A 25135-nucleotide genomic window follows, 5' to 3' on the forward strand; every position below is an offset into this window, starting at 1 on the left:
TCATGATCACGCGCGATCTTTCCGCGAACATTACCCTCGATACGATCCGCAAACAGGCCAGGGCTTTTTTGAAGGCCGTCAAGGCTGGGGATGCCAGTGTTAGGCAGCGGGCGCTTCCCTACTTCTCCGAACCGACCGCAATGGGCCTTCAGGATGCCCAGCTGGTGCTGGCCCGCGAATTCGGCTTTGCCAGCTGGACGCGGCTGAAGCGGCATCTGGAGAAGGCCGAGAGCGGCACGCCGTCGACCGAACAGGTCGCAAACCGGTTTCTTGCTCTGGCGACGGTCTCCTATTTCGGCGACATCGCCGCCGATCCCGAGCGGTTCTCTCAGGCGCTCGATCTGCTCAAGGAACATCCTGAGATTGCCGGGGACAGCATTCACGTGGCCGCCGCACTCGGGGACGCCGCGGCGATCGACCGCTTTCTCGATGGCGACCCGAAACTTGCAGAGAAGCGCGGTGGTCCGTTTGACTGGGAGCCGCTGCTCTATGCCGCCTATGCCCGCGTTCCCGGCCGCTCGTCGCTGCCGGCGGGCGCCCGCCTGATCGTGCGCGGGGCTGATGCAAACGCCTACTGGCTCGACGACGGCCAGTATCGTTTCACCGCTTTGACGGGCGTTTTCGGTGAGGGCGAGGCAGGGCCGGAGCGGCAGCCGCCGCACCCGGATTGCCTTGCCTTTGCGCGGCTGCTGCTGAATGCCGGTGCCCGGGCCAATGACAGCCAGGCGCTCTACAACCGGATGTTCGAGCCGGACAATTCCTGCCTCCAGTTGCTTCTCGATCATGGCCTCAATGCCGACGACCGCAACAACTGGCTGGTGCGCAACGATGGCGGTCTGGTCGAAAACGGCGAACGCGTCTTCGACTATCAGCTTGCCTGGGCGCTGGAAAAGCGGATGGCAGATCGCGTCCGGCTGCTCGTCGCGCACGGGGCCGACGTCAATCGCCCAATCAAGGGGCGCACGCCCTATCAATGGGCGGAGCTCGGCGGCGATCCGGCGCTGGCGCAATACCTCGTGTCGCGCGGCGCGACCGAAGCACCGCTGGAAGATGTCGAGCGGCTGGCCCGCGCCATCGGCGAAGTGAAGGCCGACGAGGCGAGGGAACTCGTCGACGCGGATCCGACGCTTGTGGCCCGAACCCAGGCCGCGCACCCGGCTATCCTGCACGAGGCGGTGGGCGAGGACCGGCACGATGCTGTGGCGCTGATGCTGTCGCTCGGCTTCGACGTCAACTGCATGACCTCGCGCACGCCGTTGCACGAGGCGGCGCTGCACGGCCATGTCGCAATGGCGCGGCGCCTGCTCGATCACGGCGCCAATGCCTCGGCCCGCGACCCCTACCATCATGCACCGCCGATCGGCTGGGCCAAGTACAACGGCAAGGACAAGATGGTCGCATTCCTGAAGGATCAGCCGCTCGATGTCTTCGCAGCCGCGTCCTTCGGTGTGACCGCGCGCCTCGCCGATATCCTCGACCGGCAGCCGGATCTGATCGAAACGCCATTCGGCACGTTCCGCGGCCGCGGCCGGCCGGAACCGCAGCACGACTGGATGACGCCGCTGGCCTTCGCGGTGATCAACGGGCAGGCAGAATCGGTACAGCTGCTTCTCGAAAGGGGCGCGAATGCGCGCCTGCGGGATGGCGCCGCGGGTCCATCGATACGCGATCTTGCCGTAGAGCAAGGCAATGCGGAGATCATCGCCTTGCTGCGCGCTTCGGCCGCCACTCCGCAATAGGCTGTGCAGGAGGAGGCGCGGGCGACTGCCCGCACCTCCAGATCTCCGCTGCGACCGCTGATTGTCGGGTGATTCAGTCGGTTGAAATCGTTAATTATTTTATCACCAGCTTATTTAAGCCAAACTTCGATATTGGCCGCTAGGGTGCCCTCAGTATCGGCTGCCATCGTTGCGCATCGCACCTCCACAAGTGCTAGAATGCCCGGCATGGCCGGTGCGGACGAGGGGGACTGGCGTGGTGGAAAAGGCGTTGCGGCAGGCAAAACGGGACAAGACGGTCTGGGCGATCCATGCCGCCTGTACCCTGGTCGCGGTCCTGATCATTGCAAGCCTCATCTATGTGCTCGACCGGTCGGTCACCGAGGCCGATCGTTTCGGACTTTCGGCCGAGCGCCGGCTCGTCGCAAACGAACTGCGCCACCAGATGGATGCCGTCGTTCAGTTCCAGGCGCAGGTGTCCTTCTGGGATAAGACCTACGAGGAACTGGCGAGCGGGCAGGCCAGCAACAGTTTTATCACGGACGAGCTTTCGGGCTGGCTTTGGGAAGACTACGGCTTCTCCTGGATCATCTTCACGGATCCGGCGCGCAACGTTTCGACGGCGCTCAAGAACGGCGTGTCGGTTCCGGCCGCGGTGGCGCGCGTGCCGCTCGACGAGGTCGACGATCTCGTGGAGGAGGCCAAGCGCCGCTACGACAATGCGCTCAGGAACAACGGCGGCACCTATAAACTCGATGTCACGACGCCGGATCCGCAATCCGTCATGCCGGCGGTGCCCGGCATCCATGCGGTGGACCTGCGCGACATCGACGGACGCATGAGCGTTGCGGTGGTGCAGGCGGTCATCCCGGAGACTTTGGTGGTTCCGGCGGAACGGCGCGATCCGGTGCTGATGGTGGCCGTTCGACCGGTCACGCCGAAGATGACGCGTGAGATCGCGGCGCGGCTGGGTATCCGTGGACTGGCCTTTGTTCCGCTCAACGAGCGGCCAGCAGGCAGCGCCTATGCGTCTGTCGGGCGCTGCACCGATTCGTCCTGTTTCGTGGCCGCCTGGGTGCCGAAATCGCCCGGTGGGTTTGTCCGCGCGGAACTGTTGCCGAGCGTCATCATCATGGCGATTGTCGCCGCCCTGCTGATGGCCTTCGTGGCGCTGCGCTTCTCGACGCTCTTTGCCGCCCTGCAGCAAAGCGAAGCGCTGAACCGGCACCTGGCCAAGCACGATCGCCTGACGGGGCTGATGAACCGCAGCGGCTTCGACGACATGCTGGCAGCGGCGCTTCTGCGAGCGAATACCCACCCTTTCACGCTCGTCTATGCCGATCTCGACGAGTTCAAGGAGGTCAACGACCGCCACGGCCACGCCGCTGGCGATGCCGTTCTGGTGGCCATGGCCGAGCGTTTTCGCAATCGCGCCGGGTCCAAGGGAACGGTCGCCCGGCTCGGAGGTGACGAATTTGCGGTCATTCTCGGCGATTGCAGCGAGGCCGAGGCCCGCAGCCTGACGGCCGGCCTGATTGCCGACGCGCAGACGCCGGTCGCCTTCAACGGCCAGATGCTCGTCGTCGGCGGCAGCGCCGGCATTGCCTTTGCACCGCGGCACGGACAGACGGCGCGCCAGTTGCTGCTGGCTGCCGACGAAGCGCTCTATCTCGCCAAGCGGCGCGGCCGCAATCGTTTCGAGACGGCTGATGACATGGTGTTGCCGGCCGAGAAGAACGACGGCCAGTCGGCGGCCTGAACGTTACCCGCCGATCGGCGGCAGCTCTATTCCGGAACATTATAGGGCGTGATCACCACCACGGCGGAAAGTTGGGGCCCGATCGCCGGCGCCTGGGCGCCGGGCCGCCACATCATCGTGCGAAAGGCGGTGCGCGCATCGGTCCTGAGGTCATGATGCAGCACGAAGTGAATGCGCCGTTCGCGAAGCAGCGCCAGATTGTCCTCGTCGAGATCATGGGCGATGTAGAGCACGCAGGAGCGTTCGAGGCGCTCGAAGGCCGCAAGCACGGAGCGGTTGCCGCCGCCGATCGAATAGGCCGCGTTGATGTCGGGATTGGCCGAAAGCGCTGCATGGGCCAGGAGCCCGGTTTCACTGTCGCGGCCGTGGCCTTCGCTGATCTCGACGATCCGGGTTGCCGGATAGCGCTCGCGCAGCACCCGGCGAAAGCCGATCTCTCGCTCCTCCTCACCTCGAAAACGGCCGCTCGAAAGGGTCACCAGCACGGTTGCCGGCGCGCCGCAAAAGCGCTCGCCGAGAAGGTAGGCGGCCGTTTCGCCCGCCGCCCGGTTGTCGGCGCCGGCATAGGCCGTCCGCTGCGAATGGGGCAGGTCGGTTACCAGCGTCACGACGGGCGTGCCGCCCATCTCGAAGCGGGCGACGGCGGCGACGATCTCGGGCACGTCTGGCGCCTTCAGCACCAACCCGTCGGTTCCGCGCAGCCGGATCCGGTCGAGCAGTTGCACGATGTCCTGCGGGCGCATCGTCTCGGCAAAGTGAAACCGGCAGCGAAAGACGGTGGGCGCGAAGGTCAGCGCCTCGCTCTCGAAGGCGCGCCGCACCGCATTGGTGAAGCGCTGCGGCGACTCCATGACGATATCGATCGCGAACTTGCGCCCCTGGATGTCGAGGCCGGCCTGCTGTTTTTCCAGTTCCTCGATGGCTGCGCGAACCCGGGCCTCCGTCTGGCGGCGCACGCCCGGCCGCTCGTTGAGCACACGATCGACGGTCGCGGTGCTGAGCCCGGCCTGAAAGGCGATGTCCTTGACCAGAAACGGATGGGCCATCGTCGCGCTCTCCTGATGGATTTTTGATGGATTCTTGCTCTATATCATGTTTTGCCGCCGCCTATAGTCGTGTTCATCAGGATGTTCCAGAGGAGGAAACGCGATGAAGACCGATAACAAAGCGCGCCAGCGGATCGACCGTGTCTGGCTCACCGAGGAGGCCTGCGATCTCGAGGCGTTCCGGGCGGAAGTCGAACGCCAGACCAATCTGTCCGACTACCCCCATGCCTCCGGCTGCGAAAAGAACGTCCTGATCTATGACAGCGCCGCGCTGATTGCGGCGTGCGGCGATGGCGAGGCGCGGCGTTCGGTTCTGGCGGAAATCTACGAGGCGCTGGCGACGGGCCCCGGCGTGGCGGTCTTCAAGCGCGCCTATGCCGATACGGCGGCAATCGACGTCGCAAGCGGGGTCTTCGACGCCATCATCGAACAGCAACATCGCAGCAACAGCGGCGGTGGCGATCACTTCGCCAAGCCCGGCGCCAACGACCGCATCTGGAATTCGCTGGAAAAGCACTGCCTGAACGCACCGGAGAATTTCGCCGCCTATTACAGCAACGCCGTCATCGCGCTCGTCAGCGAGGCCTGGCTCGGGCCGAACTACCAGATGACGGCGCAGGTCAACCGGGTCAACCCGGGCGGTGCTGCGCAATCGGCGCACCGGGACTATCACCTCGGCTTCCAGACCGCGGCCGTGATCGAGCAGTATCCGGCGCATGTCCACAAGCTTTCGCCGGTGCTGACGCTGCAGGGCGCGGTTGCCCATTGCGACATGCCGCTCGAAAGCGGGCCGACGCTATTCCTCCCCTATAGCCAGACCTATGTGCCGGGCTATCTGGCACTCAACCGGCCGGAGTTCCGCGCCTATTTCGACGCAAACCACGTGCAGCTCCCGCTCGAAAAGGGTGACGTCGTCTTCTTCAATCCAGCGCTCTTCCATGCCGCCGGCACCAACCGCTCCCGAGATATCCGCCGCGTCGCCAACCTGCTGCAGGTGTCTTCGGCCTTCGGTCGCGCCATGGAAACCGTCGACCGACTGACGATGAGCGCGACGCTCTATCCGGCCTTGCGGGCCTTGCTGGCAAACGGCAAGCTGTCGCAGGCGGAAGCGGCCAATGCCGTCGCCTCCTGTGCCGAAGGCTACTCGTTCCCGACCAATCTCGACCGAGACCCGCCAATCGGTGGGCTGGCGCCGAAGACGCAGGCGCAATTGATGCGCGAGGCGCTCACTGCGGGAACGGGCGAGGAGGAGTTTCTTGCGGTGCTTGAGGCGCAGGCGAAGCGCAAGCTGAGCTGACGCGCGAGCTACCATTTGACAGGCTCCCGGCGTGTTTCGCTCGGGAGCCGCAGCCGTTTCAAACGATCATTTACGAGGGAGGAATTCGATGAGTGGACAATTACAAGGCAAGATCGCCATCGTCACCGGTGGTACGCAGGGGCTGGGCGCGACAATTGCTGGCCTTTTCGCCGAGCGTGGCGCCAAGGGTATCGTCATTTGCGGGCGCAACGCCGCCAAGGGACGGGCGAAGGCCGAGCAGATCGGCAAGGCAGATGGCGCGAAAGTCGTCTATGTCGAAGCCGATCTGGAGAAGGTGGACGACGCCCGCAAGGTGGTCGCCGCTTGCGACGCCGAATTCGGCCGGGTCGATGCGTTGGTCAACGCTGCGGCCATCACCGACCGCGGCACGATCCTCGACACCACGCCCGAACTCTTCGACCGCATGTTCGCGATCAACGTGCGCGCACCGTTCTTCCTGATGCAGGAAGCGGTGAAAGTCATGCGGCGCGAGAAGACCGAAGGCACGATCGTCAACATCGGCTCGATGTCGGCGATGGCCGGCCAGCCTTTCATCGCCGCCTATTGCTCGTCGAAAGGCGCGCTCGAAACGCTGACCAAGAACACGGCCTATGCGCTGCTGCGCAACCGCATCCGCGTCAACGGGCTGAATATCGGCTGGATGGCGTCCGAAGGCGAAGACCGCATACAGCGCGAGTTTCACGGTGCGGCTGCCGATTGGCTCGAAAAGGCGGCGGCCAGCCAGCCTTTCGGCCGGCTCGTCGATCCGGCCGAGGTGGCGCGTGCCTGCGCATACCTGTCGTCGGCCGAATCCGGGCTGATGACCGGATCGGTGATCTGCTTCGACCAGTCGATCTGGGGCGCCTACGACGGCTCGCCGCATCCGGTCGCTCCGCTCTGAGGCTAGGCAGAAAGAAGCAGGTGGAAAGCGGCGCGTCCGGTTTCGCCGGGTTGGCGCCGCTTGTCTTTCTCAATTCCCTGTGCACTTAGTGCCGTCGTCAGGTGCTCGCGAAAGCGGGAGAATCGGGAATCCGGTCGATATTCCGGAACGTGCCCAACGCTGTGACGGGGACGATCGCGTCTAAAAGAGCCTTGAATTGATTCAAGGTTTTACCACTGGATCTTCAATCGATCTGGGAAGGTGGGGCGATCGGTTGAACCGAAGTCAGAAGACCGGCCTGGCGAGATAGACCGAACCCCGCGTGGACGGCGGGAGGTTTTCGCATTGTTGGGGATCGAACGATGCTGACTGAACCGAAGGGCGGCCTTGCGGCTGCCGCTGCCTTTTCGCTGCAAGAGCGGGAGGCCGTCTACCGTGCCATCGAGACACGTCGCGACGTGCGCGATGAATTCCTGCCCGAGCCATTGCCAGATGATCTGATCAGGCGCCTGCTGGCCGCGGCACACAGCGCCCCGTCCGTGGGCTTCATGCAACCCTGGAACTTCGTGCTGGTGCGGGCGGAAGAAACGCGCGAGCGGGTCTGGCAGGCGTTTCGCCGCGCCAATGACGAGGCCGCGCTGATGTTCGAGGCGGAACAGCAGGGAAAGTATCGCGCGTTGAAGCTCGAAGGCATTCGCAAGGCGCCGCTTAGCATCTGCGTCACCTGCGACCGCACGCGCGGCGGCACTGTCGTGCTCGGGCGTACCCACAATCCGCAGATGGACGTCTATTCCACCGTCTGCGCCGTGCAGAACCTCTGGCTTGCGGCGCGCGCCGAAGGGGTGGGTGTCGGCTGGGTCAGCATCTTCCACGAGGCCGAGATCAAGGCGATCCTCGGCATCCCCGACCATATCGAGATCGTCGCCTGGCTCTGCCTCGGCTATGTCGACCGCCTCTATCAGCAGCCGGAACTTGCCGTGAAGGGCTGGCGCCAGCGCCTTCCGCTCGAGGACCTGGTTTTCGAAGAAGGATGGGGATGCAGCAAGGAGAAGGCGTAAGGCCTCGCCCGATCAATTCTGGACCGGCTGATAGGCCGGTCCCTTCGGGTGCTTGAGGTCGATCGCAGTTTCTTCCTGCGGCAGGTAGGTGGGGCCGACGACGCGCACCTTGTTCTTCGACGGATCATAGGGCCGCTCTTCGGCCGGCACCTTGGCGGTCTCGCCCGCCGCTTCCGGCTTCTTCGTCTCGATGACAATGATCGACGATTGGTCGTCGCCGATCTTCGTTCCTGTCGTCTTCGGCGTGGTTGCGGCGGTCTGCGGTATCTGGCAGCCGCACTGGCCGGGCTTGCCGACGGCGCGGGTGCGATAGGCAAAGGCGTTGGGCATTTCGGTATAGGGACGGCCGGTCACGGCCGAGACCATCTTGTCGCTCTCTTCCGTGTTGAGGTCGTGGAAATAGAGCTCCGTCTCAGCCCCAGGGCAGCGGGCCCGGCAGGCCTGTTCATCGCGTGGGAAATCGGCCGGCGTCGCATCCGAAGAGATCGGGAAGAAGGCGCCGTCGCAGGTGCGCACGCACATGGTCCTGAGCGTGCCGCTATAGTAGCGCTCCTGCGGCGCGTAGCCGTCTTCGTCGTGTCCGAGCATCGGGCCGTAGGCGTCGTCCGGCGGCAGGTCGGCAACGATGTTGCGGTGGCTTTCCGGCACGTCCGGTTCGACGCTTGCGAACTCCTCGCGGTCGCCATAGCAACCGTTGATCTCAAGTGCTGCGAGGATGCGGCGCCGGCTGTCGTCGCTGCCGCCGGCGACGATCTGCTCGCGCTCGGATTTCAGCATGCGCAGATTGTCTTCCATCTCGGCAATAAGACCGTTGAGCCCGCTGCAGGTGTCGGGGTCGCCGCCGTCGTAGCCGATGGCGTTGCCACCGCCGCACCCGGCGCGGCGGCGGTCGTTCTTCGCCCGCCGCAGTTCGATGTTCTGCCGTGAGATTGCGCTTGCATAGTCGCGCGCATCGGCATTGCTGGCGACGTAGTCAGGCAGTTGCGCGAGCCGGGCGTTCAGTCGGTCGCAGGCCGTCGATGCCAGTGACGGACCGGCACCGATCAGAACCAAAGGCACAAGGGCCGCAGCGACGTGTTTCAGGCGCGTGAACACGGGGCGTAAGTCTCTTCCTGTTGCCAGGTCGGCGCCAACTTCTGCGGGTGGCTGCCAGCGGCATTCCTGTTTCGCCTTCCATCATAGAGCTTGTCGGTGATCGTGCAACGACAAGCGACGGTTTGCGTTAACAGTGCCGATCGACGGACGCGCTTACGCGGCGCGGGCGGTTTCCAGCGACATCGGGCGGTCGAGAACGGTGCCTTCGATCGCAGCGACCGCTTTCATCCGTGAAAGCAGATCCGGGGTCACTTCCCAGGCAACGGCAACCGCGAAGACCGAGCCGATGCGATGCGGTTCGGCGATGCGCTCGCCCGGGCATCCCATGCGGCGGAACATGCGCTCGAGGAACACGTCCGTCACGGTGACGATATGGCTGATGCCGGAGGCAAGGCCAAGCTCACCGACGCCGCACATGAGTTCGGCAGCCGCGACCGTCACCTGGTTCGAAGCGCGGTCCTGCGAAATCTCCGGCTCGATGCAGAAGCGGCTGGATTCCCAGACCGAGGCGCTACGGATTTCCGGATTGTCGCCGAGCAGGATCGGGAAGGTGTCGTCCAGCATGTTCGGACCGAGCGTCGGGAGCAGCCTCAGCGATCCACGCAGGCGGCCATCCGGGGCGTAGGACAGCACGTAGAGCGGGTTTGCCTGGTCGTAGTTGTCGATTTCCCACTCGCCTTCCGTCTGGACGTCCCATTTCAGGAAGTCGTGGAAGACGCGCTTGCGCAGCCGGAACATGTCGTCGGCCGCCTCTGGCTGTTGTGCGCGGGTCTTTCCGTTCAGGATCCTGATCATCGTTTTCTCCATCCGAGTTTGGGGATGGGGCGATGCTGTCAGGCTCGCGGCGGTTGCGTAACTGTCAGTAGCGACAGTTCAAATGCGCGATATTTGCCACTAGATTTCGAGGGGTTTCCGTGGAGGTGTGTTGTCGGGTGTCAAACGGTGGGGATCAGCGCGTGTCGTACGGCCTGTGCCACGGCCTGGGTGTTGGAAACGACATTCAGCTTGCGCCGCGCATTGGTCATGAAGAAGCGCACGGTGCGCTCGGAAATGCCGAGGATCGTGGCGATCTCCCAATAGCTCTTGCCGGCGGCAGCCCATGTCAGGACCTCGGTCTCGCGACCGGTCAAACGCATCTCGCGTGTCGAAATGCTGCCGGCCATGGCGCCATGCTCCAGCATGGCGGCATGGAAGAGATTGGCGGCAAGCTGGAAATCACGCAGGTGATGGCGGCGATAGGTCGTCCATTCGCCGGCCGACATGTTGACGTTGATCGCAAGCAACGCCATGCGCCCGGCAGGCGAGAGCAACGGCAGGGCGACGCCCTCGGTGGAAATGCCGATTTCCTGGGCCGCCTGGAACAGCGGTTCGCATTCCGGGAAGCGATGCCGCGCCATCGTCCATTCCACCGGCCGCACGCCACCAAGCGCCAGCTTCAGGATCGGATCGATCCGGTGAAGGCTGCGGGCGCGGTAGATCTCGGCGGCATAGGCGCCAAAGGTGTGATGCAGCCGGCAGACCTTGAGCTCGTCCGCATAGGGCTCGGCTTCGAGATAGAGCAGATGGGCAATGCGGAAGGTTCGACGCATCAATGTGAAGAAATGAGCGGGCTCTACGCAGCCGCCGCATTCCAGAATTTCCAGCATGTCGAGGACAGCTTGCTGCTCAGTCATGCCACAACACCGAATCTCGTCCGAGGCTCCAGCATGGTTAGAGGTTCACCTTTTGTCCAGCGCAAACTTTCCCGATTGGTGTGTAATACCAATTGTGCACGCCTTGATTGCGGCTGCCGATCGGCCGCGTGAGGCTGGCTGATTCGCAGGCGATGCGTAAAACCGGCGATGTCGCGCCTGAGGCAGGCGCGACATCCGGATACGGTTTTGCCGGCGCCGGTATGGCGCCCAATTAAAGCGAAGACCGGTGGCGATCTCCGCGTTGCCATCTCAACCCGGATGGCTGGCTTCGACGACCGCCAGAGCTGCCATGTTGACGACGCCGCGCGAGGTGACGGACGGCGACAGGATATGGGCTGGAAGCGCAGAGCCGAGCAGGATCGGGCCGACATGCAGGCTGTCGGTCATGGTCTTGACGACACCGAGCGTGATGTTTGCGGCATCGAGATTGGGGAAGACCAGGAGGTTGGCTTCGCTCGTCAGGCTGCTGTCCGGCATGACGCGCTGGCGCAGCGCTTCCGAGATCGCGGCATCGCCGTGCATTTCGCCGTCGACCTCAAGGTCGGGCGCGAGTTCCCGCACGAGCTGCAGCGCCGTACGCATCTTCGTGGCGCTCTCCGAATCGCGCGAACCGAAGTTCGAATGCGAGACGAGGGCTGCGCGCGGGGTGATGCCGAAGCGGCGGATTTCCTGTGCCGCCATGACCGTCGTCTGGGCGATCTCTTCGGCGCTCGGGCAGTAGCTCACATAGGTGTCGGTGAAGAAGGTCGCGCCGCGCTGCGAGATCAACAGGCTCAAGGCCGAGAAATCGAGCACGCCGTCGCGCTTGCCGATGATCTGCGAGACGTCGCGCAGGTGCTTGCTGTAGCGGCCTTCGACGCCGCAGATCAGCGCATCCGCTTCGCCGCGCTTGACGGCGAGCGCACCGATAACGGTCGTGTTGGTACGCACGATGGTACGGGCGGCTTCGGGGATGACACCGAGGCGTCCGACGAGAGCGAAGTAGTCCTCGACATAGTCACGGTAGCGCGGATCGCCTTCGGGGTTGACCACTTCGAAATCGACATCCGGGCGAATGCGCAGGCCATAGCGGCGCAGGCGCGTCTCGATGATCTGCGGACGGCCGATCAGGATCGGGCGGGCCGTGCCTTCTTCGAGCAGCACCTGGGCGGCGCGCAGCACGCGCTCGTCTTCGCCTTCGGCAAAGATCACGCGGTTCTTCTGGGCGTTCTTGGCGGCGGCAAAGACCGGCTTCATGATGAAGCCCGAGCGGAAGACGAAGCGGTTCAGCTTGTCGAGATAGGCGTCATAGTCCTGGATCGGACGGGTGGCGACGCCGCTTTCCTCGGCGGCCTTGGCAACCGCCGGCGCGATGCGCAGGATCAGGCGCTGGTCGAACGGCGAGGGGATCAGGTAGTCGGGACCGAAGACCGGGGTCTCGCCGGAATAGGCGCGGGCGGCAACGTCAGAGGGCTCTTCGCGCGCAAGGCCGGCGATGGCGCGCACGGCCGCCATCTTCATTTCTTCGTTGATCGTGCTTGCGCCGCAGTCGAGCGCGCCGCGGAAGATATGCGGGAAGCAGAGAACGTTGTTGACCTGGTTCGGGAAGTCCGAGCGGCCGGTGCAGATCATCGCGTCCGGACGGGCCTGGCGGGCGGCCTCCGGCATGATTTCCGGCGTCGGGTTGGCGAGCGCCATGATCAGCGGCTTTTCGGCCATCTGCGCCAGAAGTTCCGGCTTCAGGACGCCGGCGGCCGAGAGGCCGAGGAAGACGTCGGCGCCGCCGATGCTGTCGGCGAGCACACGGTTGCTGCTGTCCTGCTCGTAGACGGACTTCCATTCGTCCATCAGCACCTCGCGGCCCTTGTAGACGAGGCCTTCGAGGTCATGCACCCAGATGTTTTCGCGCTTGGCGCCGAGCGTCACGAGAAGGTTGAGGCAGGCAAGTGCGGCAGCACCTGCGCCCGAGGTAACGATCTTCGCCTTGGCGATGTCCTTGCCCGCAAGCTCGAGGCCGTTGAGGATGGCAGCGGCGACGATGATCGCGGTTCCGTGCTGGTCGTCGTGGAAGACCGGGATCTGCATCTTTTCGCGCAGCTGACGTTCGACTTCGAAACATTCCGGCGCCTTGATGTCTTCGAGGTTGATGCCGCCGAATGTCGGCTCCAGTGCCGAAATCACGTCGACCATGCGCTCGATGCTCGACGCATCGATTTCGATGTCGAAGACGTCGATGCCGGCGAATTTCTTGAAGAGGACCGCCTTGCCTTCCATGACCGGCTTCGACGCCAGCGGGCCGATATTGCCAAGGCCGAGCACGGCCGTGCCGTTGGAAATGACCGCAACCAGGTTGGCGCGGGCGGTAAAATCGGCTGCCTGCTCCGGGTTGTCGCGGATGGCGATGCAAGGGGCGGCAACGCCAGGCGAATAGGCCAGCGCCAGGTCGCGCTGGTTGCCGAGCGGCTTGGTGGGCTGGATTTCGAGCTTTCCCGGGCGGGGATAACGGTGGAAGAAGAGGGCCTGCTGGTCGATGTCGCCGCTGGCCGGACCGGTATGGGATTTCGTCTTGTCGCCCGTATTCATGCTCTCACATTCCTCATTCGTGGTCGTGCCTTTTGGCATGAATTCGAAGCGAGGTACAGTTTTGCAGTGCTGATTTCGGCGGCAGACCGGCAACGCAATGTTGATGTCATCTTCTTGAAACACGAGTCTGGTTTCACGAAGGCACGAAGCGTAACCAGAGACGAGGCTGGCATGATGGCGGCGCAGCAAGACAACTCCGTACGAAAGCTCAGGACGTTGTTCATCTCGGACGTCCATCTCGGCTCCAAGGCGGCCAAGACCGACTATCTGCTCGACTTCCTGCGGCATCATGAAGCGGAGACGATCGTTCTGGTCGGCGACATCGTCGACGGCTGGCGGCTGAAGCGCAGCTGGTACTGGCCGCAGAATTGCAACGACGTGGTGCAGAAGCTCCTGCGAAAGGCGCGCAAGGGCACCCGCATCGTCTATATCCCCGGCAATCACGACGAGTTCCTGCGCGACTTTCCAGGCGTGCATTTCGGCGGCATCGAGGTGGCGCAGCGCTACATGCACGAGGGGGCCGACGGCCGTAAGTACCTCGTGCTGCACGGCGACGAATTCGATGTCGTCGTGCGCAATGCCCGCGTGCTCGCCTATCTCGGCGACTGGGCCTATGACACGGCGATCGCCATCAATATCGGCCTTGCGGCGGTCCGCAGGCGTCTCGGCATGCCCTACTGGTCGTTCTCTTCCTGGGCGAAGCTCCAGGTCAAGCACGCCGTCAACTTCATCGGCGAGTTCCAGAAGGTGGTCGCCGAGGAGGCGCGCCGCCACGATGCGCAGGGCGTGATCTGTGGTCACATCCACCATGCCGTGATCGAGGAGATCGGCGACATCCGCTACATCAACACCGGCGACTGGGTGGAAAGCTGCACGGCGATCGCCGAGCACCACGACGGCACGATGGAACTGATCACCTGGCACCAGATGCGCGGCGGCGCCAGCGAAGGCGAAGCATCCGGCGAAGCGGACAAGCTGCTTGCGCAACTGCTGACCCAGCGCGCGGCCTGATCTTCGCGCCGCGCCGAAAGTCCTGTCGCGAAAACTAGGTTATGGCGAGGCGCGTCCGGCTCGTGCTAGAGAGTGGGCACAGCCATCAGGTCAGACGATGATTCCCTCCCAAGCGCCCGCCTATGTGGGCCCTCCGCCGCGCCATTTTGCGCTTCGCATTGCCTTGCTCTTCTGTGCGCCGCTGATCGTCAACGGCTTCGCGATGCCGTATTTCCCGATGTGGCTGAGCACGCTGTCGATGAGCGACTTCGAGATCGGCGTTGTTCTGGCGCTGCCGATGTTCGTGCGCGTCATCACGGCGCCGATCGCCGGCGTCATCGCCGATCGGCTCGGCGAGCGGGCGATCGTGCTGATCTGGTCCGGGTGCCTGTCGCTTGCGACCGCGCTGGTGCTGTTTTACTTCCGTGAGTTCTGGCCGGTGCTGGTCATCTACACGCTGCAGTCGGCCGTCTATTCGCCCTATGTGCCGATCGTCGAGGCGATCGCTCTGTCTGGCGTGCGGCGCTGGGGCTTCGATTATGCCCATATGCGGCTCTGGGGTTCGGTCGCCTTCATCGGCGCGACGATGCTCGGCGGCTGGATGGTCGGCATTTTCGGCAGCGACATGGTGCTTCCGGCGATGGCGATCGGCTTTGGCCTGACGATCGTCATGGCTTATGCCGCGCCACGGGTCGGCAAGCCGCGGCGGCCGTCGCCGATCACGGCCTTGACCGAGCCGCCGCCGAAGTCGCTCCGGCAGCTCGACCTGCAGCTGTTGCTCATCGGGGTGACGCTGGTCAACGCCAGCCACGCGATGCTCTTTGCCTTCTCGGCGATCTATTGGCAGCACATCGGCTACAGCGGTACCGAGATAGGCCTGCTGTGGAGCGCGGGCGTGGCGGCCGAGGTGACGATGTTCATCTTCGCCAAGGCGATCAGCCGCCGTTTCAGTGTCTGGGTGATGATCCTGTCCGGCTGTTTTCTCGCCGTGGTGCGCTGGATCATCTTCCCGATGGATCTCGGCTTCAGCGGCTATTTCATCCTGCAGTGCTTCCACGCCTTCACCTATGCGATCATGCACACCGGCATGCAGCACAAGCTGGTCGAGCGCGTGGTGGAATCGCAGGAAGCGTCGGCCCAGGGGCTCTACTTCTTCTATACCGGCATCTTCACGGCGATCTTCACGTTCCTGTCCGGCTATTTCTACAACTGGTACGGGGTCAACGGCTTCTATTCCATGTCGGTCGTGGCCTTTGCCGGCTGCTGCTTTGCCGTCACCGCCTGGTATCTTCAGCCCCAGAGGCGAGGCTCCGGCGGGAAGACGAGCGAGGCCTCGTAGCGCAGGCCAGGTTTACGATCTTCGGCAAGCAGCAGCGGTCCGTCGAGATCGACGAAATCCGCGCCCTGGGCCACCAGGATCGCCGGAGCCATCGCAAGCGAACTGCCGACCATGCATCCGACCATGACCTTGAGCCCGAGCGCATCTGCCTGCGCGCGCATGCGCAGCGCCTCGGTCAACCCTCCGGTCTTGTCGAGCTTGATGTTGACCGCATCGTAGCGGCCGACGAGGGCTGCGAGGTCCTCGGTCTTATGCACGCTTTCATCGGCGCAGATCGGAACGGGGCGGGCGATCGTCGCCAGCGCCTCGTCTCGGCCGGCCGGCAGCGGCTGCTCGATCAGGTCGATCCGTTCCTCGGCGCAGAGCGCGAAGTGATAGGCGAGGGTCTCGGGCGCCCAGCCTTCGTTGGCGTCGAGGATGATGCGGCTTTCCGGTGCACCGGCGCGCACCGCACGGATCCGGGCAGCATCATCCGCCGTTCCGACCTTGACCTTGAGGAGCGCGCGGTGGGCGTACTTAGCCGCCTGTTGGCGCATCGCGTCGGGCTCGGCAAGCGAAAGCGTATAAGCCGTGGTCAATGCTTCCGGTGAAGAAACGCCGGCAAGAACATGGGCCGGTTGGCTTTTCTGCTTTGCTTCCAGGTCCCACAGGGCGCAATCGACGGCGTTGCGGGCAGCGCCCGGCTTCATCTCGCGCTGCAGGTCCGCACGGTTGAGCCCGGCCTCGATGCGGGTACGGATGGCCGCGATTTCGGCCAGCACCGTGTCGAGCGTTTCGCCGTAGCGGCCGTAGGGAACGCATTCGCCGGAGCCGGTATGGACGCCGTCGCCTATGCGGCAGGTGACGACGCTTGCCGTCGTCTTGGAGCCGCGCGAGATCGTAAACGTGCCTGCAATCGGGAAATGTTCCACGGTGGCATCGAGGGAAAGTGACATGAAAGCGTCTCCGGCAGGTAAACTGTTGGCCCGGCGTCATAGCGCCGCAACGTTCGGGTGACAGCAAAGGTGCGAGCCGTTATGACGGTGGAAGGATTTACGAATCTTTACACAGTCGTTGCCTCCGGTCGGACGCGCAACGCTCGCGGTAACACTTTAGGTCTGCTGCATGATCTTGTCCTCAAATCTATCGAGATTGGGCAGGTTTTGCAGGGGCAAATCGGGATAACAGAAGACACGTGTCGCAAGCCGCCCGCAAGATGACCGCCGATGTCGCGCTGTCCGAGAGTGGCAGCGGGCGAAGCTATGTCTTCACCGGCGCCTGGCGGCACGAGACCGCCGAGGCGATGGCGGCAAAGCTCGATGGCCTTGCGCGCAACGACGACGGGGCAGCCCAGTTCGATCTGTCCGGCGTGACGGCGATGGATACCGCTGGCGCCTGGATCATCCGCCGCTTCATGACCCGGATCGTCGGCCCGTCGCGCGACAACGTCCATTTCGCCGAGGGCGGGCAGCGCTATGTCGAGTTGATCGACGCCCTGCCGGCGGAGCTGCGTTCTCCGGACAAGGGCGGCGAACGGCTGCCGCTGTTCCAGCGCATCTTCGCCCCGATCGGCGAGGTCATGGCGGCGACGTGGGAAGATATCGTCGCGGCGATGTATATTCTGGGCTCCGCGGTGCGCGGCGCGCAGCTGAAGCTTGGACGGCATAGCGGCGTCTCGCCGGCGGCAATCGTTCACCAGATCGACCGCATGGGCGTGATGGCGGTTCCGATCATCACGCTGATGTCGTTCCTGATCGGCGCCATCATCGCCCAGCAAGGCGCGTTCCAGCTGCGCTATTTCGGCGCCGAAGTCTTCGTCGTCGATCTCGTCGGCATCCTGCAGTTGCGTGAAATCGGCGTGCTCCTGACGGCGATCATGATCGCCGGCCGCTCCGGCAGCGCGATTACCGCCGAAATCGGCTCGATGAAGATGCGCGAAGAGGTGGATGCGCTGAAGGTGATGGGGCTGAGCCCGGTCGGCGTTCTGGTCTTTCCGCGCCTCGTGGCGCTGACCGTCGCGCTGCCGCTCCTGACGATCATCGCAAACTTCGCAGCTTTGGTCGGCGCGGCGCTCGTCGCCTGGGGCTATTCCGGCATCACGATCCCGACCTTCCTTGCCCGCTTGCAGGAAGCCGTCGATTTTTCGTCGGTCGCCGCCGGCATGATCAAGGCGCCGTTCATGGCGCTGATCATCGGCGTCGTGGCCGCCGTCGAGGGCTTGAAGGTGGGCGGCAGCGCGGAGTCGCTCGGCCGCCACGTGACGTCTTCCGTGGTCAAGTCGATCTTCGTCGTGATCCTGATCGACGGGCTGTTCGCCATGTTCTACGCGGCCATTGATTTCTGATGCGGAGAACAGCGTGAACCCAGTCGAAAAGAGGCACGAGGAATACCAGCCGACCGAGGCGAACGAGCGGGAATCGGTGCTTTCCGTTCGCGACCTGACGGTCGGTTTCGGGTCCAACATCGTGCTCGACAAGCTGAACCTCGAGATCTACCGCGGCGAAATCCTCGGCTTCGTCGGAGCGTCGGGCACGGGCAAATCGGTGCTGATGCGCACCGTTCTGAGGCTGCTTGCGAAGCGGTCCGGCAAGATCGAAATCCTCGGCGCGGACTACGACAATATCACCGAGGGCGAGCGCATCGCGCTCGACATGCGGCTTGGCGTTCTGTTCCAGCACGGGGCGCTGTTTTCGGCGCTGACGGTGCGCGAGAACATCCAGGTGCCGATGCGCGAATATCTCGACCTGCCGCAGAGCCTGATGGACGAGCTGGCGCGGGTGAAGATCGAGTTGGTCGGTCTTGCACCGGAGGCGGCGGAAAAGTACCCGTCCGAGCTTTCCGGCGGCATGATCAAGCGCGCGGCACTTGCGCGCGCACTGGCGCTCGATCCGGACCTGGTCTTCCTCGACGAGCCGACTTCGGGGCTCGATCCGATCGGGGCGGCCGAGTTCGACGAGTTGATCGCCAAGCTGCGCGACACGCTGGGATTGACCGTGTATATGGTGACTCACGACCTCGACAGCCTCTTTTCGGTCTGCGACCGGATCGCGGTTCTCGGCAACAAGAAGGTTCTGGTCGAAGGCACGGTTGAAGACATGCTCGCCTGCGACGATCCGTGGGTGCAGTCCTATTTCCGTGGCAAGCGGGCACGATCGATCGTTCGCCACGATCAATGACCGGAGCATCCGGCGTCAGGCGAACGGCCTGAAGCGGGTATGATCCGGAAACAAATGTTGGAGCCTTGCGCGATGCGTTCGTTGGACGCATGGCGCTCCGCTAGGTGCGGTTTTGACGCCCAGGTGTCGAGATCGAAGGAAGAGCCGGTGAAGCGGCCACGAAGGTAGTCGGTACGAATGGAAACGAAAGCGAACTACGCCATTGTCGGTTTCTTCACGGTGTTCGTGGTCGCGGCCGCATTCGGCTTCGTCTACTGGATGTCGCAGTATGGCCGAAGCGGCGAGATGATCGAGCTGGTGGTCAATATTCCGGGGTCGGCCAACGGCCTTTCGGTCGGCTCTCCGGTGCGCTTCAACGGCATTCCCGTCGGCACGGTTCGCAACCTCGCGATCGATGCCAACGACCCGCGCTATTCGATCGCGCTGACCGAGGTTTCGGTCGATGCGCCGGTGCTGAAGTCGACCAAGGCGACGCTCGAAGTGCAGGGCCTGACGGGCGCTGCCTATATCGAGCTTAGCGGCGGTCACAAGGGCGACGAGAACATCCTGAAGACCGCGATCGAAAAGGGCACCCAGGCCCGGATCCTTGCGGACCAGTCGAGCGTCACCAGCCTGCTCGCTACGGCCGACCAGATCATGGATCGCGCCAACAGCGCCATCACCGACATCCAGGGCTTCGTGACCGACGTGCGCGGTCCGCTCACCAAGACGATCGGCAATGCCGAGAAGTTTTCCGACGCGCTTGCGAACAATTCCGGCGCTATCGACGATTTCCTCAAAAGCGTGACGGAACTCTCCGGCTCTGTCAGCGCGGCATCCAAGAAGCTCGACTCGACCCTCGAAACGGCCGAGACGCTCGTGAAGTCGGTGGATCCCAAGAAGATCGACCGCATCGTCTCGAACGTCGAGCAGATCAGCAACGACCTGAAGCAGGCTTCGGGCGGCGTTTCCGAGACCATCGCGGCTTTCCGGCAGACCGTCGAAACCTACGAGCAGTTCGGAAAGAACGCTCAGAAGACGCTGGAGCGGGTCGATACGCTGGTCGCTTCGGTCGACAAGCAGAAGGTGGAACTCGTCGTCAACGACATCACCGCGGCGACCGCCGACGCCCGCAAGACGGTCGCCAACATCTCGCAGTTCGCCGCGAAGATCACGGCGCGCCAGCAGGACATCGACCGCACGATCACCGACGTTACGCAGCTTGCGAGCAAGCTGAACGCTTCGGCCAACCGCGTCGACAGCATTCTCGTCAAGGTCGACGGCTTCCTCGGCGACGCCGACGCGCCTTCGCTTTCGGCCGATGCTCGCGCGACGCTCGAGTCCTTCCGCAAGATGGCAGACAATCTGAACGCGCAGATCGGGCCGATCGCCGACAACCTTCGTCGCTTCTCGGGCTCGGGCCTGCGCGACGTCGAGGCGCTCGTCACCGACACGCGCCGCACGGTGCAGAGCCTGGAGAACACGATCTCCACGTTCGACAAGGATCCGCAGCGTCTTCTCTTTGGCGGCGAGACGGTAAAGCAATATGATGGCCGCACCCGACGCTGAGTCGGTGGGCACAGCCGGCGTGGGGCCGGGTGGTGTGTTTCGATCCGGAATGCGCCGAAGTTGTGTGGGACAAAGGTAACGGCAGTATGAGTTTTCCAGGGCTGGTGGGCGTGCGAGTGACGGGAGCGTGGCGCTCCGCCCTGATTTTCATGCTGGCAGCGGGCCTTGCCGGCTGCGGTACCAAAGCGGTCAATGACACCTACAGTCTTTCGGCAAGGCCGGCCGTCGAAGGTCGTGCAGCCACGGGCAAGCAGATCCTCGTGCCGGAGCCGACGGCTCTGAAGGCGCTCGACAGCGATCAGGTGGTCATCCGCCTATCCGGGGCCGAGCTGCAATATCTCGCCAAGGCGCAGTGGAGCGATCGCCTGCCGAAGCTGGTGCAGTCGAAGCTCGTCCAGGCCTTCGAGGACACGGGCAAGGTCGGCGGTGTCGGCAAGCCCGGCCAGGGCCTGGCAATCGATTACCAGGTCATCACCGAAATCCGCGCCTTCGAGATTTCGACCGAAGGCACCGACGTGGCCAATGTCGAAATCTTCGCCAAGATCCTGAACGACCGCAACGGCACAGTGCGGGCGGCGAAGGCGTTTCGCGCCACGGCCGCAGTCAAGGGCACGGGCAACACGGCCTTCATCAAGGCCATGGATCAGGCCTTCGCCAATGTTTCGGCAGAAATCGTCAGCTGGACGCTCGGCTCCATCTGAGGAACCGAGGACGCTTCTATCTTGCGGTGACCGTCTCGATCCGGTTGATCACTTCCGCGACGCCTTGCACCTGTTTTGCCGCCTCTTCGGCGCGGAAAACTTCGCCTTCGGTCGCCACGAAACCGGCAAGCACAATGGTGTTGCCTTTGGCGGTAACAGTGACATCGGCTGCATCGAGGCCGGGCGTGACCGCCAGGAGATGGGCGACGCGGCGCTCCAGTTCGGCCGGGTGATCGGCCACCTGCCGCTCCGGTTCATCGCCGTAAAATGTCCGTTTCTTGAAGATCATTGTTTTCACCTCGCTCGACGAAGGTGAAACGCCTGATAGCGGGCTTTGTTCGCCTGTTTCATTCGAAACAGCGGGGTGGGACTGATCCGTGCGATGGCTCGTTTCAGGCGACGGGCGGCTCCGTCGCGGTTAAGTCACACGGGGATATACAAAATGCGCGGTTCTTGCTTCGCCATGGCTCTGGCGACGACGATGGCATTTGCCTTGGCCATACCGGCAAAGGCGGCGAACTACAGCTACGGCTGCAAGCCGAGCTGCGTCATCAAGACCGAACGGGCCTATGGCGCCGACGGCAAGCTTTTCTGGAAGAAGGTGCGGATCTGCAAGTGACGTCAGGGAAGGTCCAAAGATCTTCGTTCGGAACGACCGTGGTCAGTAAGCCACTCATAGGTTCGGACACGCTGCGAATGGTCCGGAGAGAAGCGCGTCTGCGCGGTGCGAGCGCTTCTCTCATTCTGTGTGATGCCGTTGAGCCTTACGGCCAGCGCACGACCGGGGGCAGGGACGACAGGATGGACTCGACATTGCCGCCGGTCTTCAAGCCGAAGATGGTGCCGCGGTCGTAGAGCAGGTTGAACTCGACATAGCGGCCGCGGCGTACCAGCTGTTCGTCGCGGTCGTCCTCGGTCCAGGGTGTGTTGAAGTTGGTGCGGACGATCTTCGGATAGACGATGGCGAACGCCTTGCCGACATCACGGGTGAAGGCGAAGTCGGCGTTCCAGCCGCCTTGCTCTTCCGGGGAGTGCAGCCAGTCGTAGAAGATGCCGCCGGTCCCGCGCGCCTCGTTGCGATGCGGCAGGAAGAAGTAGTCGTCGCACCACTTCTTGAACTTGGCATGATCGGCGACGGCATGGCGCCCGCAGGTGATCTCCATCGCGCGGTGGAAGAGCTGGGTATCGGGATCCGTCATGACGCGACGGCGATCGAGCACCGGGGTGAGGTCGGCGCCGCCACCGAACCAGTTGCTGGTCGTCACGACCATGCGGGTGTTCATGTGAACCGCCGGCACGTTGGGATTGACCGGATGGGCGATCAGCGAAATGCCCGAAGCCCAGAAGCGGGGATCTTCGGCAGCACCCGGGATCTGGCTGCGGAATTCGGGCGAGAATTCGCCGTAGACGGTCGAGGTGTGCACGCCGACCTTTTCGAAGACGCGGCCTTCCATCATCGACATGCGGCCACCGCCGCCCTTGCCGTCTTCACGGCTCCAGTCCTTGGCGACGAAGCGGCCGGGGGCGCGATCGGACAGCGGCCCGGTCAGCTCGTCTTCAACCGCCTCGAAGGCGGCGCAGATGGTGTCGCGCAGCCCCTCGAACCATGCACGCGCCTCCGCCTTCCTGTCTTCGATGTCTGCGGGGAGCCCCTGGGGTAGCTGCGGTCGTTCCATGAAATTACGTCCTGTTGGCGGGATATCCCGATGAAATACCGCCGATTCGAGTGAAGTCGTCACAGTTCACACTTTGGCGCTGATGGCAACGGCGGTCCAGCCGCCTCGGCCACTCTGTCGCGGCGCGTCCTTGGCCTAGCGAAACCGCCGCACAAAGCTCTGGCAAAGGCTGGCTTGCCTCACTATCTTACAATCCAGAGGTATAGCCCATGGCAAGAATACCTGCAGGCCCGCCGCTCGATGGATTGCGGCGGCAGATCGCCCGGCATCGCCGGGACAATCCGACACGAGGCGATGGCCTTTTCGTGCGGGAAACCTTTCGGCTCGATCGCAGTGCTGCCCGCGCGAAGGCCCGGGAATGGTTCGACACCTGGCCGAAGGCCGCCTACTGGACCGAAGTGGAAAGCTGGCGACAGCTCGACGGCGACGAGATCGAGTTTACGATGCGCCGCCTGCCGAGCGCGGATTGATCCGTCGCCCTGCCGCTTTTTCAGTGATCACCAGTCTCGTCGACAAACGCGGCAGATTTCCACCGTCCCGGCGCTCAAGGGCGGCCGTCTTCATCCATGAGCCGCGGCCCGGCACCCTCCATAGACAGCACGTCGTGCGGATTGCGCAGCGGACACTCACGCAAGGACAGGCAGCCGCAGCCGATACAGCCCGTCAGGTGGTCACGCAAGGCCATGAGGTTGGCGATGCGTTCGTTCAGCTGTTCGCGCCAGGTTTCGGACAATCTGCCCCAATCCTCGACCGTCAGCGGACGATCGTCCGGCAGCACCGACAATGCGTCCTGGATTTCCGACAGGGGAATGCCGGTGCGCTGCGCCACCTTGATGACGGCGACGCGCCTGAGCACGCCGCGCGGATAGCGGCGCTGGTTGCCGCGGGTGCGGTTGCTGCGGATGAGGCCCTTGGCCTCGTAGAAATGCAGGGTGGAGACGGCGACGCCGCTGCGCTCCGCCACTTCGCCCACGGTCAGTTCGCGGCGTAATTCGCTTTGCTTCACAATCGTCATGACGGCTATTGACCTCAACTAATATTGAGGTTTTATAGCATTGGCTCCATGACTGAGACAACAGGAGCTTGATCCCATGACTGAGAAAATGACCCTTGCCGTGATCTATGGCAGCGCGCGCCAGGGTCGCTTCTGCGACACGGTCGCCAACTGGCTGATCCGGGAACTTTCGGCTTCCGCTACGTTCACGCTGACGATCATCGATCCGGCCAGACTCAGAACGTCGCGCGGCCTTGGCGCGGCGGTCAATCCCGGCGAGTGGCTGGAGCGCAAGATCGCCGAGGCCGATGCCTTCATCGTCGTCACCCCCGAATACAATCACGGCTACCCGGCGGCGCTGAAGGAGCTGATCGACTCGGTCTACGAGCCCTGGCATGCAAAGCCGGTCGCCTTCGTCTCCTATGGTGGCGCCTCGGGCGGCATCCGCGCTGTCGAGCAATTGCGCCAGGTGTTTGGAGAGTTGCATGCGGTGACGCTGCGCGACGGGGTGACCTTCCCGAAGGCGTGGTCGAAGTTCGACGCTGCCGGCAATCTCTACAAGCCGGAGGAGCTGCGCGCGCCGCTGTTTTTGATGATGGATCGCCTGACCTGGTGGGCGCGGGTGTTGAAGCAGGCGCGCAAGACCAAGCCTTACAACGAAGTCGCGGCTTGATGCGCCTGTGTGAACGGCGGTGGGATCTCAAAGGCTCGGCCTGGCGCCAAGGAGACGGCTATGGAGGCGGTATCAGAGCGGCGAAACCTGCCGGATCGCTTCGCCGGCGATCATCGCGGCGGAGATGGCGATGTTCAGCGAGCGTTGGCCGTCGGCCATCGGAATGAGAATGCGGCCGTCGGCGCGCTCGTGCACGTGGTCGGGCACGCCGGCGCTTTCCCGCCCGAAGAGCAGGATGTCGTCCTGGCGGAAATCGTAGCGGGTATAGGGCAGGGCAGCCTTGGTGGAGGCGAGCACCAGGCGGCGTCCACCCGCGGCGCGCCACTCCTCGAAGCGCTCCCAGTTGACGTGACGGGTCAGCGCCACCGACGCGATATAGTCCATGCCGGCGCGCTTCAGGTTGCGGTCGGAAAGGTCGAAGCCGGCGGGCTCGATCACGTCGACGCCAAGCCCGAGGCAGGCCGCCATACGCAGGATCGTGCCGGTGTTGCCGGGAATGTCGGGCTGGTAGAGGGCGATGCGCAGATTGCTCATGGGGTCGTGACTGCTCCGGGAGATAGCGGCGGAACGAATATCGATGGCGGCTCCTATCGCACCGAATGCATAAGCGATCCAGCCTCGATCGAACGATGTGGCCGTCAATTTCAGGTCGCTCATTTTGCCCGCGCTAATCTGTGCCGAAACAGCAACAGCGGTCGGAGCGATGAAAAATTGGGCAAAAAAGTGCCTGCGACAATCTGGCATGCGAGCGCGAATAAGGGTAGAGATCGGACCTCTTCAACGCGAACCGACGGAGGCAAACATGAATGTATCGATGTTGACACGCCTTCCTGGAGTAGTGGGCCACCGTTTGGCCTGACCGGTTCCGCGACCTATCTTCTAACCGAGATCGACGCGCTTCCGGGACTCCGGAAGACGAAGCCCTTTGTGGGCTGCATTTCCGGACTGAC

The 25135-nt window shown here is 63.7% G+C and carries 24 protein-coding genes and 1 riboswitch; of the genes, 14 read left to right on the top strand and 10 right to left on the bottom strand.

Going from position 1 to position 25135, the window contains the following annotated elements; translation table 11 throughout:
* Window positions 1-2 precede the first annotated feature (2 nt).
* Window positions 3-1739 (top strand): ankyrin repeat domain-containing protein, encoded by a 1737-nt coding sequence (locus tag JVX98_RS11765; RefSeq protein WP_205238701.1) that lies wholly within the window; start codon window positions 3-5, stop codon window positions 1737-1739.
* 250 nt (window positions 1740-1989) lie between these two features.
* Window positions 1990-3477, top strand: a complete 1488-nt coding sequence (locus JVX98_RS11770) for a diguanylate cyclase domain-containing protein (protein WP_205238702.1) — start codon at window positions 1990-1992, stop codon at window positions 3475-3477.
* Between the two features lie 26 nt (window positions 3478-3503).
* Here the strand turns inward: JVX98_RS11770 and JVX98_RS11775 are convergent, their stop codons facing one another.
* Window positions 3504-4523 (bottom strand): LacI family DNA-binding transcriptional regulator, encoded by a 1020-nt coding sequence (locus tag JVX98_RS11775; RefSeq protein WP_205238703.1) that lies wholly within the window; start codon window positions 4521-4523, stop codon window positions 3504-3506.
* A 103-nt stretch (window positions 4524-4626) separates the two neighbouring features.
* Here JVX98_RS11775 and JVX98_RS11780 point away from each other — a divergent pair, with 103 nt between their 5' ends.
* The 3 genes from JVX98_RS11780 (at window position 4627) to bluB (ending at window position 7758) form a co-directional block, all read left to right on the top strand.
* Window positions 4627-5820, top strand: a complete 1194-nt coding sequence (locus JVX98_RS11780; protein WP_205238704.1) for a phytanoyl-CoA dioxygenase family protein — start codon at window positions 4627-4629, stop codon at window positions 5818-5820.
* 88 nt (window positions 5821-5908) lie between these two features.
* Window positions 5909-6721: an SDR family oxidoreductase gene (locus tag JVX98_RS11785; protein WP_205238705.1), complete on the top strand. Its 813-nt coding sequence runs from the start codon at window positions 5909-5911 to the stop codon at window positions 6719-6721.
* 82 nt (window positions 6722-6803) lie between these two features.
* Window positions 6804-7017, top strand: a riboswitch (cobalamin riboswitch).
* A 45-nt stretch (window positions 7018-7062) separates the two neighbouring features.
* Entirely contained in the window at window positions 7063-7758 is a 696-nt protein-coding gene (bluB, locus tag JVX98_RS11790; RefSeq protein ID WP_205238706.1) for a 5,6-dimethylbenzimidazole synthase, read from the top strand.
* A gap of 12 nt (window positions 7759-7770) precedes the next feature.
* On the opposite strand, the gene JVX98_RS11795 is transcribed toward bluB, so the two are convergent.
* The 4 genes from JVX98_RS11795 to JVX98_RS11810 all read right to left on the bottom strand — a co-directional run bounded on the left by JVX98_RS11795 (window position 7771) and on the right by JVX98_RS11810 (window position 13109).
* Window positions 7771-8853, bottom strand: a complete 1083-nt coding sequence (locus tag JVX98_RS11795) for a DUF2865 domain-containing protein (protein WP_246765005.1) — start codon at window positions 8851-8853, stop codon at window positions 7771-7773.
* A 153-nt stretch (window positions 8854-9006) separates the two neighbouring features.
* Entirely contained in the window at window positions 9007-9648 is a 642-nt protein-coding gene (locus JVX98_RS11800; RefSeq protein WP_205238707.1) for an acyl-homoserine-lactone synthase, read from the bottom strand.
* Between the two features lie 140 nt (window positions 9649-9788).
* The gene (locus JVX98_RS11805) at window positions 9789-10526 is read right to left on the bottom strand and encodes a LuxR family transcriptional regulator (RefSeq protein WP_192446257.1); all 738 of its coding nucleotides are present in this window, start codon (window positions 10524-10526) and stop codon (window positions 9789-9791) included.
* 270 nt (window positions 10527-10796) lie between these two features.
* Complete coding sequence (locus JVX98_RS11810; protein ID WP_192446256.1) at window positions 10797-13109, bottom strand: NADP-dependent malic enzyme; 2313 nt, start codon at window positions 13107-13109, stop codon at window positions 10797-10799.
* A 171-nt stretch (window positions 13110-13280) separates the two neighbouring features.
* On the opposite strand from JVX98_RS11810, the gene JVX98_RS11815 reads away from it, so the two are divergent.
* Together JVX98_RS11815 and JVX98_RS11820 are read left to right on the top strand one after the other, a co-directional pair.
* Window positions 13281-14120, top strand: coding sequence for a UDP-2,3-diacylglucosamine diphosphatase (locus JVX98_RS11815; RefSeq protein ID WP_043623860.1), 840 nt, complete (start codon window positions 13281-13283; stop codon window positions 14118-14120).
* A 97-nt stretch (window positions 14121-14217) separates the two neighbouring features.
* Window positions 14218-15438, top strand: coding sequence for an MFS transporter (locus JVX98_RS11820; RefSeq protein ID WP_192446255.1), 1221 nt, complete (start codon window positions 14218-14220; stop codon window positions 15436-15438).
* Here JVX98_RS11820 and dgcA read toward each other — a convergent pair.
* On the bottom strand, window positions 15390-16373 hold the full coding sequence (gene dgcA, locus JVX98_RS11825) for an N-acetyl-D-Glu racemase DgcA (RefSeq protein ID WP_205238708.1): 984 nt from the start codon (window positions 16371-16373) through the stop codon (window positions 15390-15392). The two genes, JVX98_RS11820 and dgcA, sit on opposite strands and share 49 nt — an antisense overlap.
* Before the next feature lie 260 nt (window positions 16374-16633).
* Here dgcA and JVX98_RS11830 point away from each other — a divergent pair, with 260 nt between their 5' ends.
* From JVX98_RS11830 to JVX98_RS11845, 4 genes are all read left to right on the top strand, one after another.
* Window positions 16634-17761 (top strand): MlaE family lipid ABC transporter permease subunit, encoded by a 1128-nt coding sequence (locus JVX98_RS11830; protein ID WP_371826561.1) that lies wholly within the window; start codon window positions 16634-16636, stop codon window positions 17759-17761.
* Window positions 17762-17774: 13 nt separating this feature from the next.
* Window positions 17775-18593 carry an ABC transporter ATP-binding protein gene (locus tag JVX98_RS11835; RefSeq protein WP_192446252.1) on the top strand — a complete coding sequence of 273 codons (819 nt, stop codon included), beginning with the start codon at window positions 17775-17777 and terminating at the stop codon, window positions 18591-18593.
* Window positions 18594-18770: 177 nt separating this feature from the next.
* Complete coding sequence (locus JVX98_RS11840) at window positions 18771-20141, top strand: MlaD family protein (protein ID WP_043623847.1); 1371 nt, start codon at window positions 18771-18773, stop codon at window positions 20139-20141.
* 86 nt (window positions 20142-20227) lie between these two features.
* A complete protein-coding gene (locus JVX98_RS11845) occupies window positions 20228-20842 on the top strand; it encodes an ABC-type transport auxiliary lipoprotein family protein (RefSeq protein WP_205238710.1) in 615 nt (204 codons plus the stop codon).
* 16 nt (window positions 20843-20858) lie between these two features.
* On the opposite strand, the gene JVX98_RS11850 is transcribed toward JVX98_RS11845, so the two are convergent.
* Entirely contained in the window at window positions 20859-21131 is a 273-nt protein-coding gene (locus JVX98_RS11850; RefSeq protein ID WP_060585030.1) for a BON domain-containing protein, read from the bottom strand.
* A 153-nt stretch (window positions 21132-21284) separates the two neighbouring features.
* On the opposite strand from JVX98_RS11850, the gene JVX98_RS11855 reads away from it, so the two are divergent.
* Window positions 21285-21461, top strand: a complete 177-nt coding sequence (locus JVX98_RS11855; RefSeq protein WP_192446250.1) for a hypothetical protein — start codon at window positions 21285-21287, stop codon at window positions 21459-21461.
* Between the two features lie 145 nt (window positions 21462-21606).
* Here JVX98_RS11855 and hemF read toward each other — a convergent pair whose 3' ends face one another.
* Window positions 21607-22518: an oxygen-dependent coproporphyrinogen oxidase gene (gene hemF / locus JVX98_RS11860; protein ID WP_205238711.1), complete on the bottom strand. Its 912-nt coding sequence runs from the start codon at window positions 22516-22518 to the stop codon at window positions 21607-21609.
* A gap of 209 nt (window positions 22519-22727) precedes the next feature.
* Between hemF and JVX98_RS11865 the strand changes: the two genes are divergently transcribed.
* The gene (locus JVX98_RS11865) at window positions 22728-22988 is read left to right on the top strand and encodes a hypothetical protein (protein WP_077961089.1); all 261 of its coding nucleotides are present in this window, start codon (window positions 22728-22730) and stop codon (window positions 22986-22988) included.
* Between the two features lie 74 nt (window positions 22989-23062).
* On the opposite strand, the gene soxR is transcribed toward JVX98_RS11865, so the two are convergent.
* The gene (gene soxR, locus JVX98_RS11870) at window positions 23063-23533 is read right to left on the bottom strand and encodes a redox-sensitive transcriptional activator SoxR (RefSeq protein WP_192446249.1); all 471 of its coding nucleotides are present in this window, start codon (window positions 23531-23533) and stop codon (window positions 23063-23065) included.
* 76 nt (window positions 23534-23609) lie between these two features.
* Here soxR and JVX98_RS11875 point away from each other — a divergent pair, with 76 nt between their 5' ends.
* The gene (locus JVX98_RS11875) at window positions 23610-24185 is read left to right on the top strand and encodes an NADPH-dependent FMN reductase (RefSeq protein ID WP_205238712.1); all 576 of its coding nucleotides are present in this window, start codon (window positions 23610-23612) and stop codon (window positions 24183-24185) included.
* Between the two features lie 72 nt (window positions 24186-24257).
* Here the strand turns inward: JVX98_RS11875 and JVX98_RS11880 are convergent, their stop codons facing one another.
* Window positions 24258-24719, bottom strand: coding sequence for a tRNA (cytidine(34)-2'-O)-methyltransferase (locus JVX98_RS11880; RefSeq protein ID WP_205238713.1), 462 nt, complete (start codon window positions 24717-24719; stop codon window positions 24258-24260).
* Window positions 24720-25135 lie beyond the last annotated feature (416 nt).

Source organism: Ensifer sp. PDNC004, from assembly GCF_016919405.1.
Taxonomy (GTDB): domain Bacteria; phylum Pseudomonadota; class Alphaproteobacteria; order Rhizobiales; family Rhizobiaceae; genus Ensifer.

Excerpts from the sequence above, each read along its gene's own strand:
- JVX98_RS11765 (WP_205238701.1), top strand. The coding sequence starts at position 3 with ATGATCACGCGCGATCTTTCCGCGAACATTACCCTCGATACGATCCGC.
- JVX98_RS11775 (WP_205238703.1), bottom strand. The coding sequence starts at position 4,523 with ATGGCCCATCCGTTTCTGGTCAAGGACATCGCCTTTCAGGCCGGGCTC.
- JVX98_RS11780 (WP_205238704.1), top strand. The coding sequence starts at position 4,627 with ATGAAGACCGATAACAAAGCGCGCCAGCGGATCGACCGTGTCTGGCTC.
- JVX98_RS11785 (WP_205238705.1), top strand. The coding sequence starts at position 5,909 with ATGAGTGGACAATTACAAGGCAAGATCGCCATCGTCACCGGTGGTACG.
- bluB (WP_205238706.1), top strand. The coding sequence starts at position 7,063 with ATGCTGACTGAACCGAAGGGCGGCCTTGCGGCTGCCGCTGCCTTTTCG.
- JVX98_RS11800 (WP_205238707.1), bottom strand. The coding sequence starts at position 9,648 with ATGATCAGGATCCTGAACGGAAAGACCCGCGCACAACAGCCAGAGGCG.
- JVX98_RS11805 (WP_192446257.1), bottom strand. The coding sequence starts at position 10,526 with ATGACTGAGCAGCAAGCTGTCCTCGACATGCTGGAAATTCTGGAATGC.
- JVX98_RS11810 (WP_192446256.1), bottom strand. The coding sequence starts at position 13,109 with ATGAATACGGGCGACAAGACGAAATCCCATACCGGTCCGGCCAGCGGC.
- JVX98_RS11815 (WP_043623860.1), top strand. The coding sequence starts at position 13,281 with ATGATGGCGGCGCAGCAAGACAACTCCGTACGAAAGCTCAGGACGTTG.
- JVX98_RS11820 (WP_192446255.1), top strand. The coding sequence starts at position 14,218 with ATGATTCCCTCCCAAGCGCCCGCCTATGTGGGCCCTCCGCCGCGCCAT.
- dgcA (WP_205238708.1), bottom strand. The coding sequence starts at position 16,373 with ATGTCACTTTCCCTCGATGCCACCGTGGAACATTTCCCGATTGCAGGC.
- JVX98_RS11830 (WP_371826561.1), top strand. The coding sequence starts at position 16,634 with ATGACCGCCGATGTCGCGCTGTCCGAGAGTGGCAGCGGGCGAAGCTAT.
- JVX98_RS11840 (WP_043623847.1), top strand. The coding sequence starts at position 18,771 with ATGGAAACGAAAGCGAACTACGCCATTGTCGGTTTCTTCACGGTGTTC.
- JVX98_RS11845 (WP_205238710.1), top strand. The coding sequence starts at position 20,228 with ATGAGTTTTCCAGGGCTGGTGGGCGTGCGAGTGACGGGAGCGTGGCGC.
- JVX98_RS11850 (WP_060585030.1), bottom strand. The coding sequence starts at position 21,131 with ATGATCTTCAAGAAACGGACATTTTACGGCGATGAACCGGAGCGGCAG.
- JVX98_RS11855 (WP_192446250.1), top strand. The coding sequence starts at position 21,285 with ATGCGCGGTTCTTGCTTCGCCATGGCTCTGGCGACGACGATGGCATTT.
- hemF (WP_205238711.1), bottom strand. The coding sequence starts at position 22,518 with ATGGAACGACCGCAGCTACCCCAGGGGCTCCCCGCAGACATCGAAGAC.
- JVX98_RS11865 (WP_077961089.1), top strand. The coding sequence starts at position 22,728 with ATGGCAAGAATACCTGCAGGCCCGCCGCTCGATGGATTGCGGCGGCAG.
- soxR (WP_192446249.1), bottom strand. The coding sequence starts at position 23,533 with ATGACGATTGTGAAGCAAAGCGAATTACGCCGCGAACTGACCGTGGGC.
- JVX98_RS11875 (WP_205238712.1), top strand. The coding sequence starts at position 23,610 with ATGACTGAGAAAATGACCCTTGCCGTGATCTATGGCAGCGCGCGCCAG.
- JVX98_RS11880 (WP_205238713.1), bottom strand. The coding sequence starts at position 24,719 with ATGAGCAATCTGCGCATCGCCCTCTACCAGCCCGACATTCCCGGCAAC.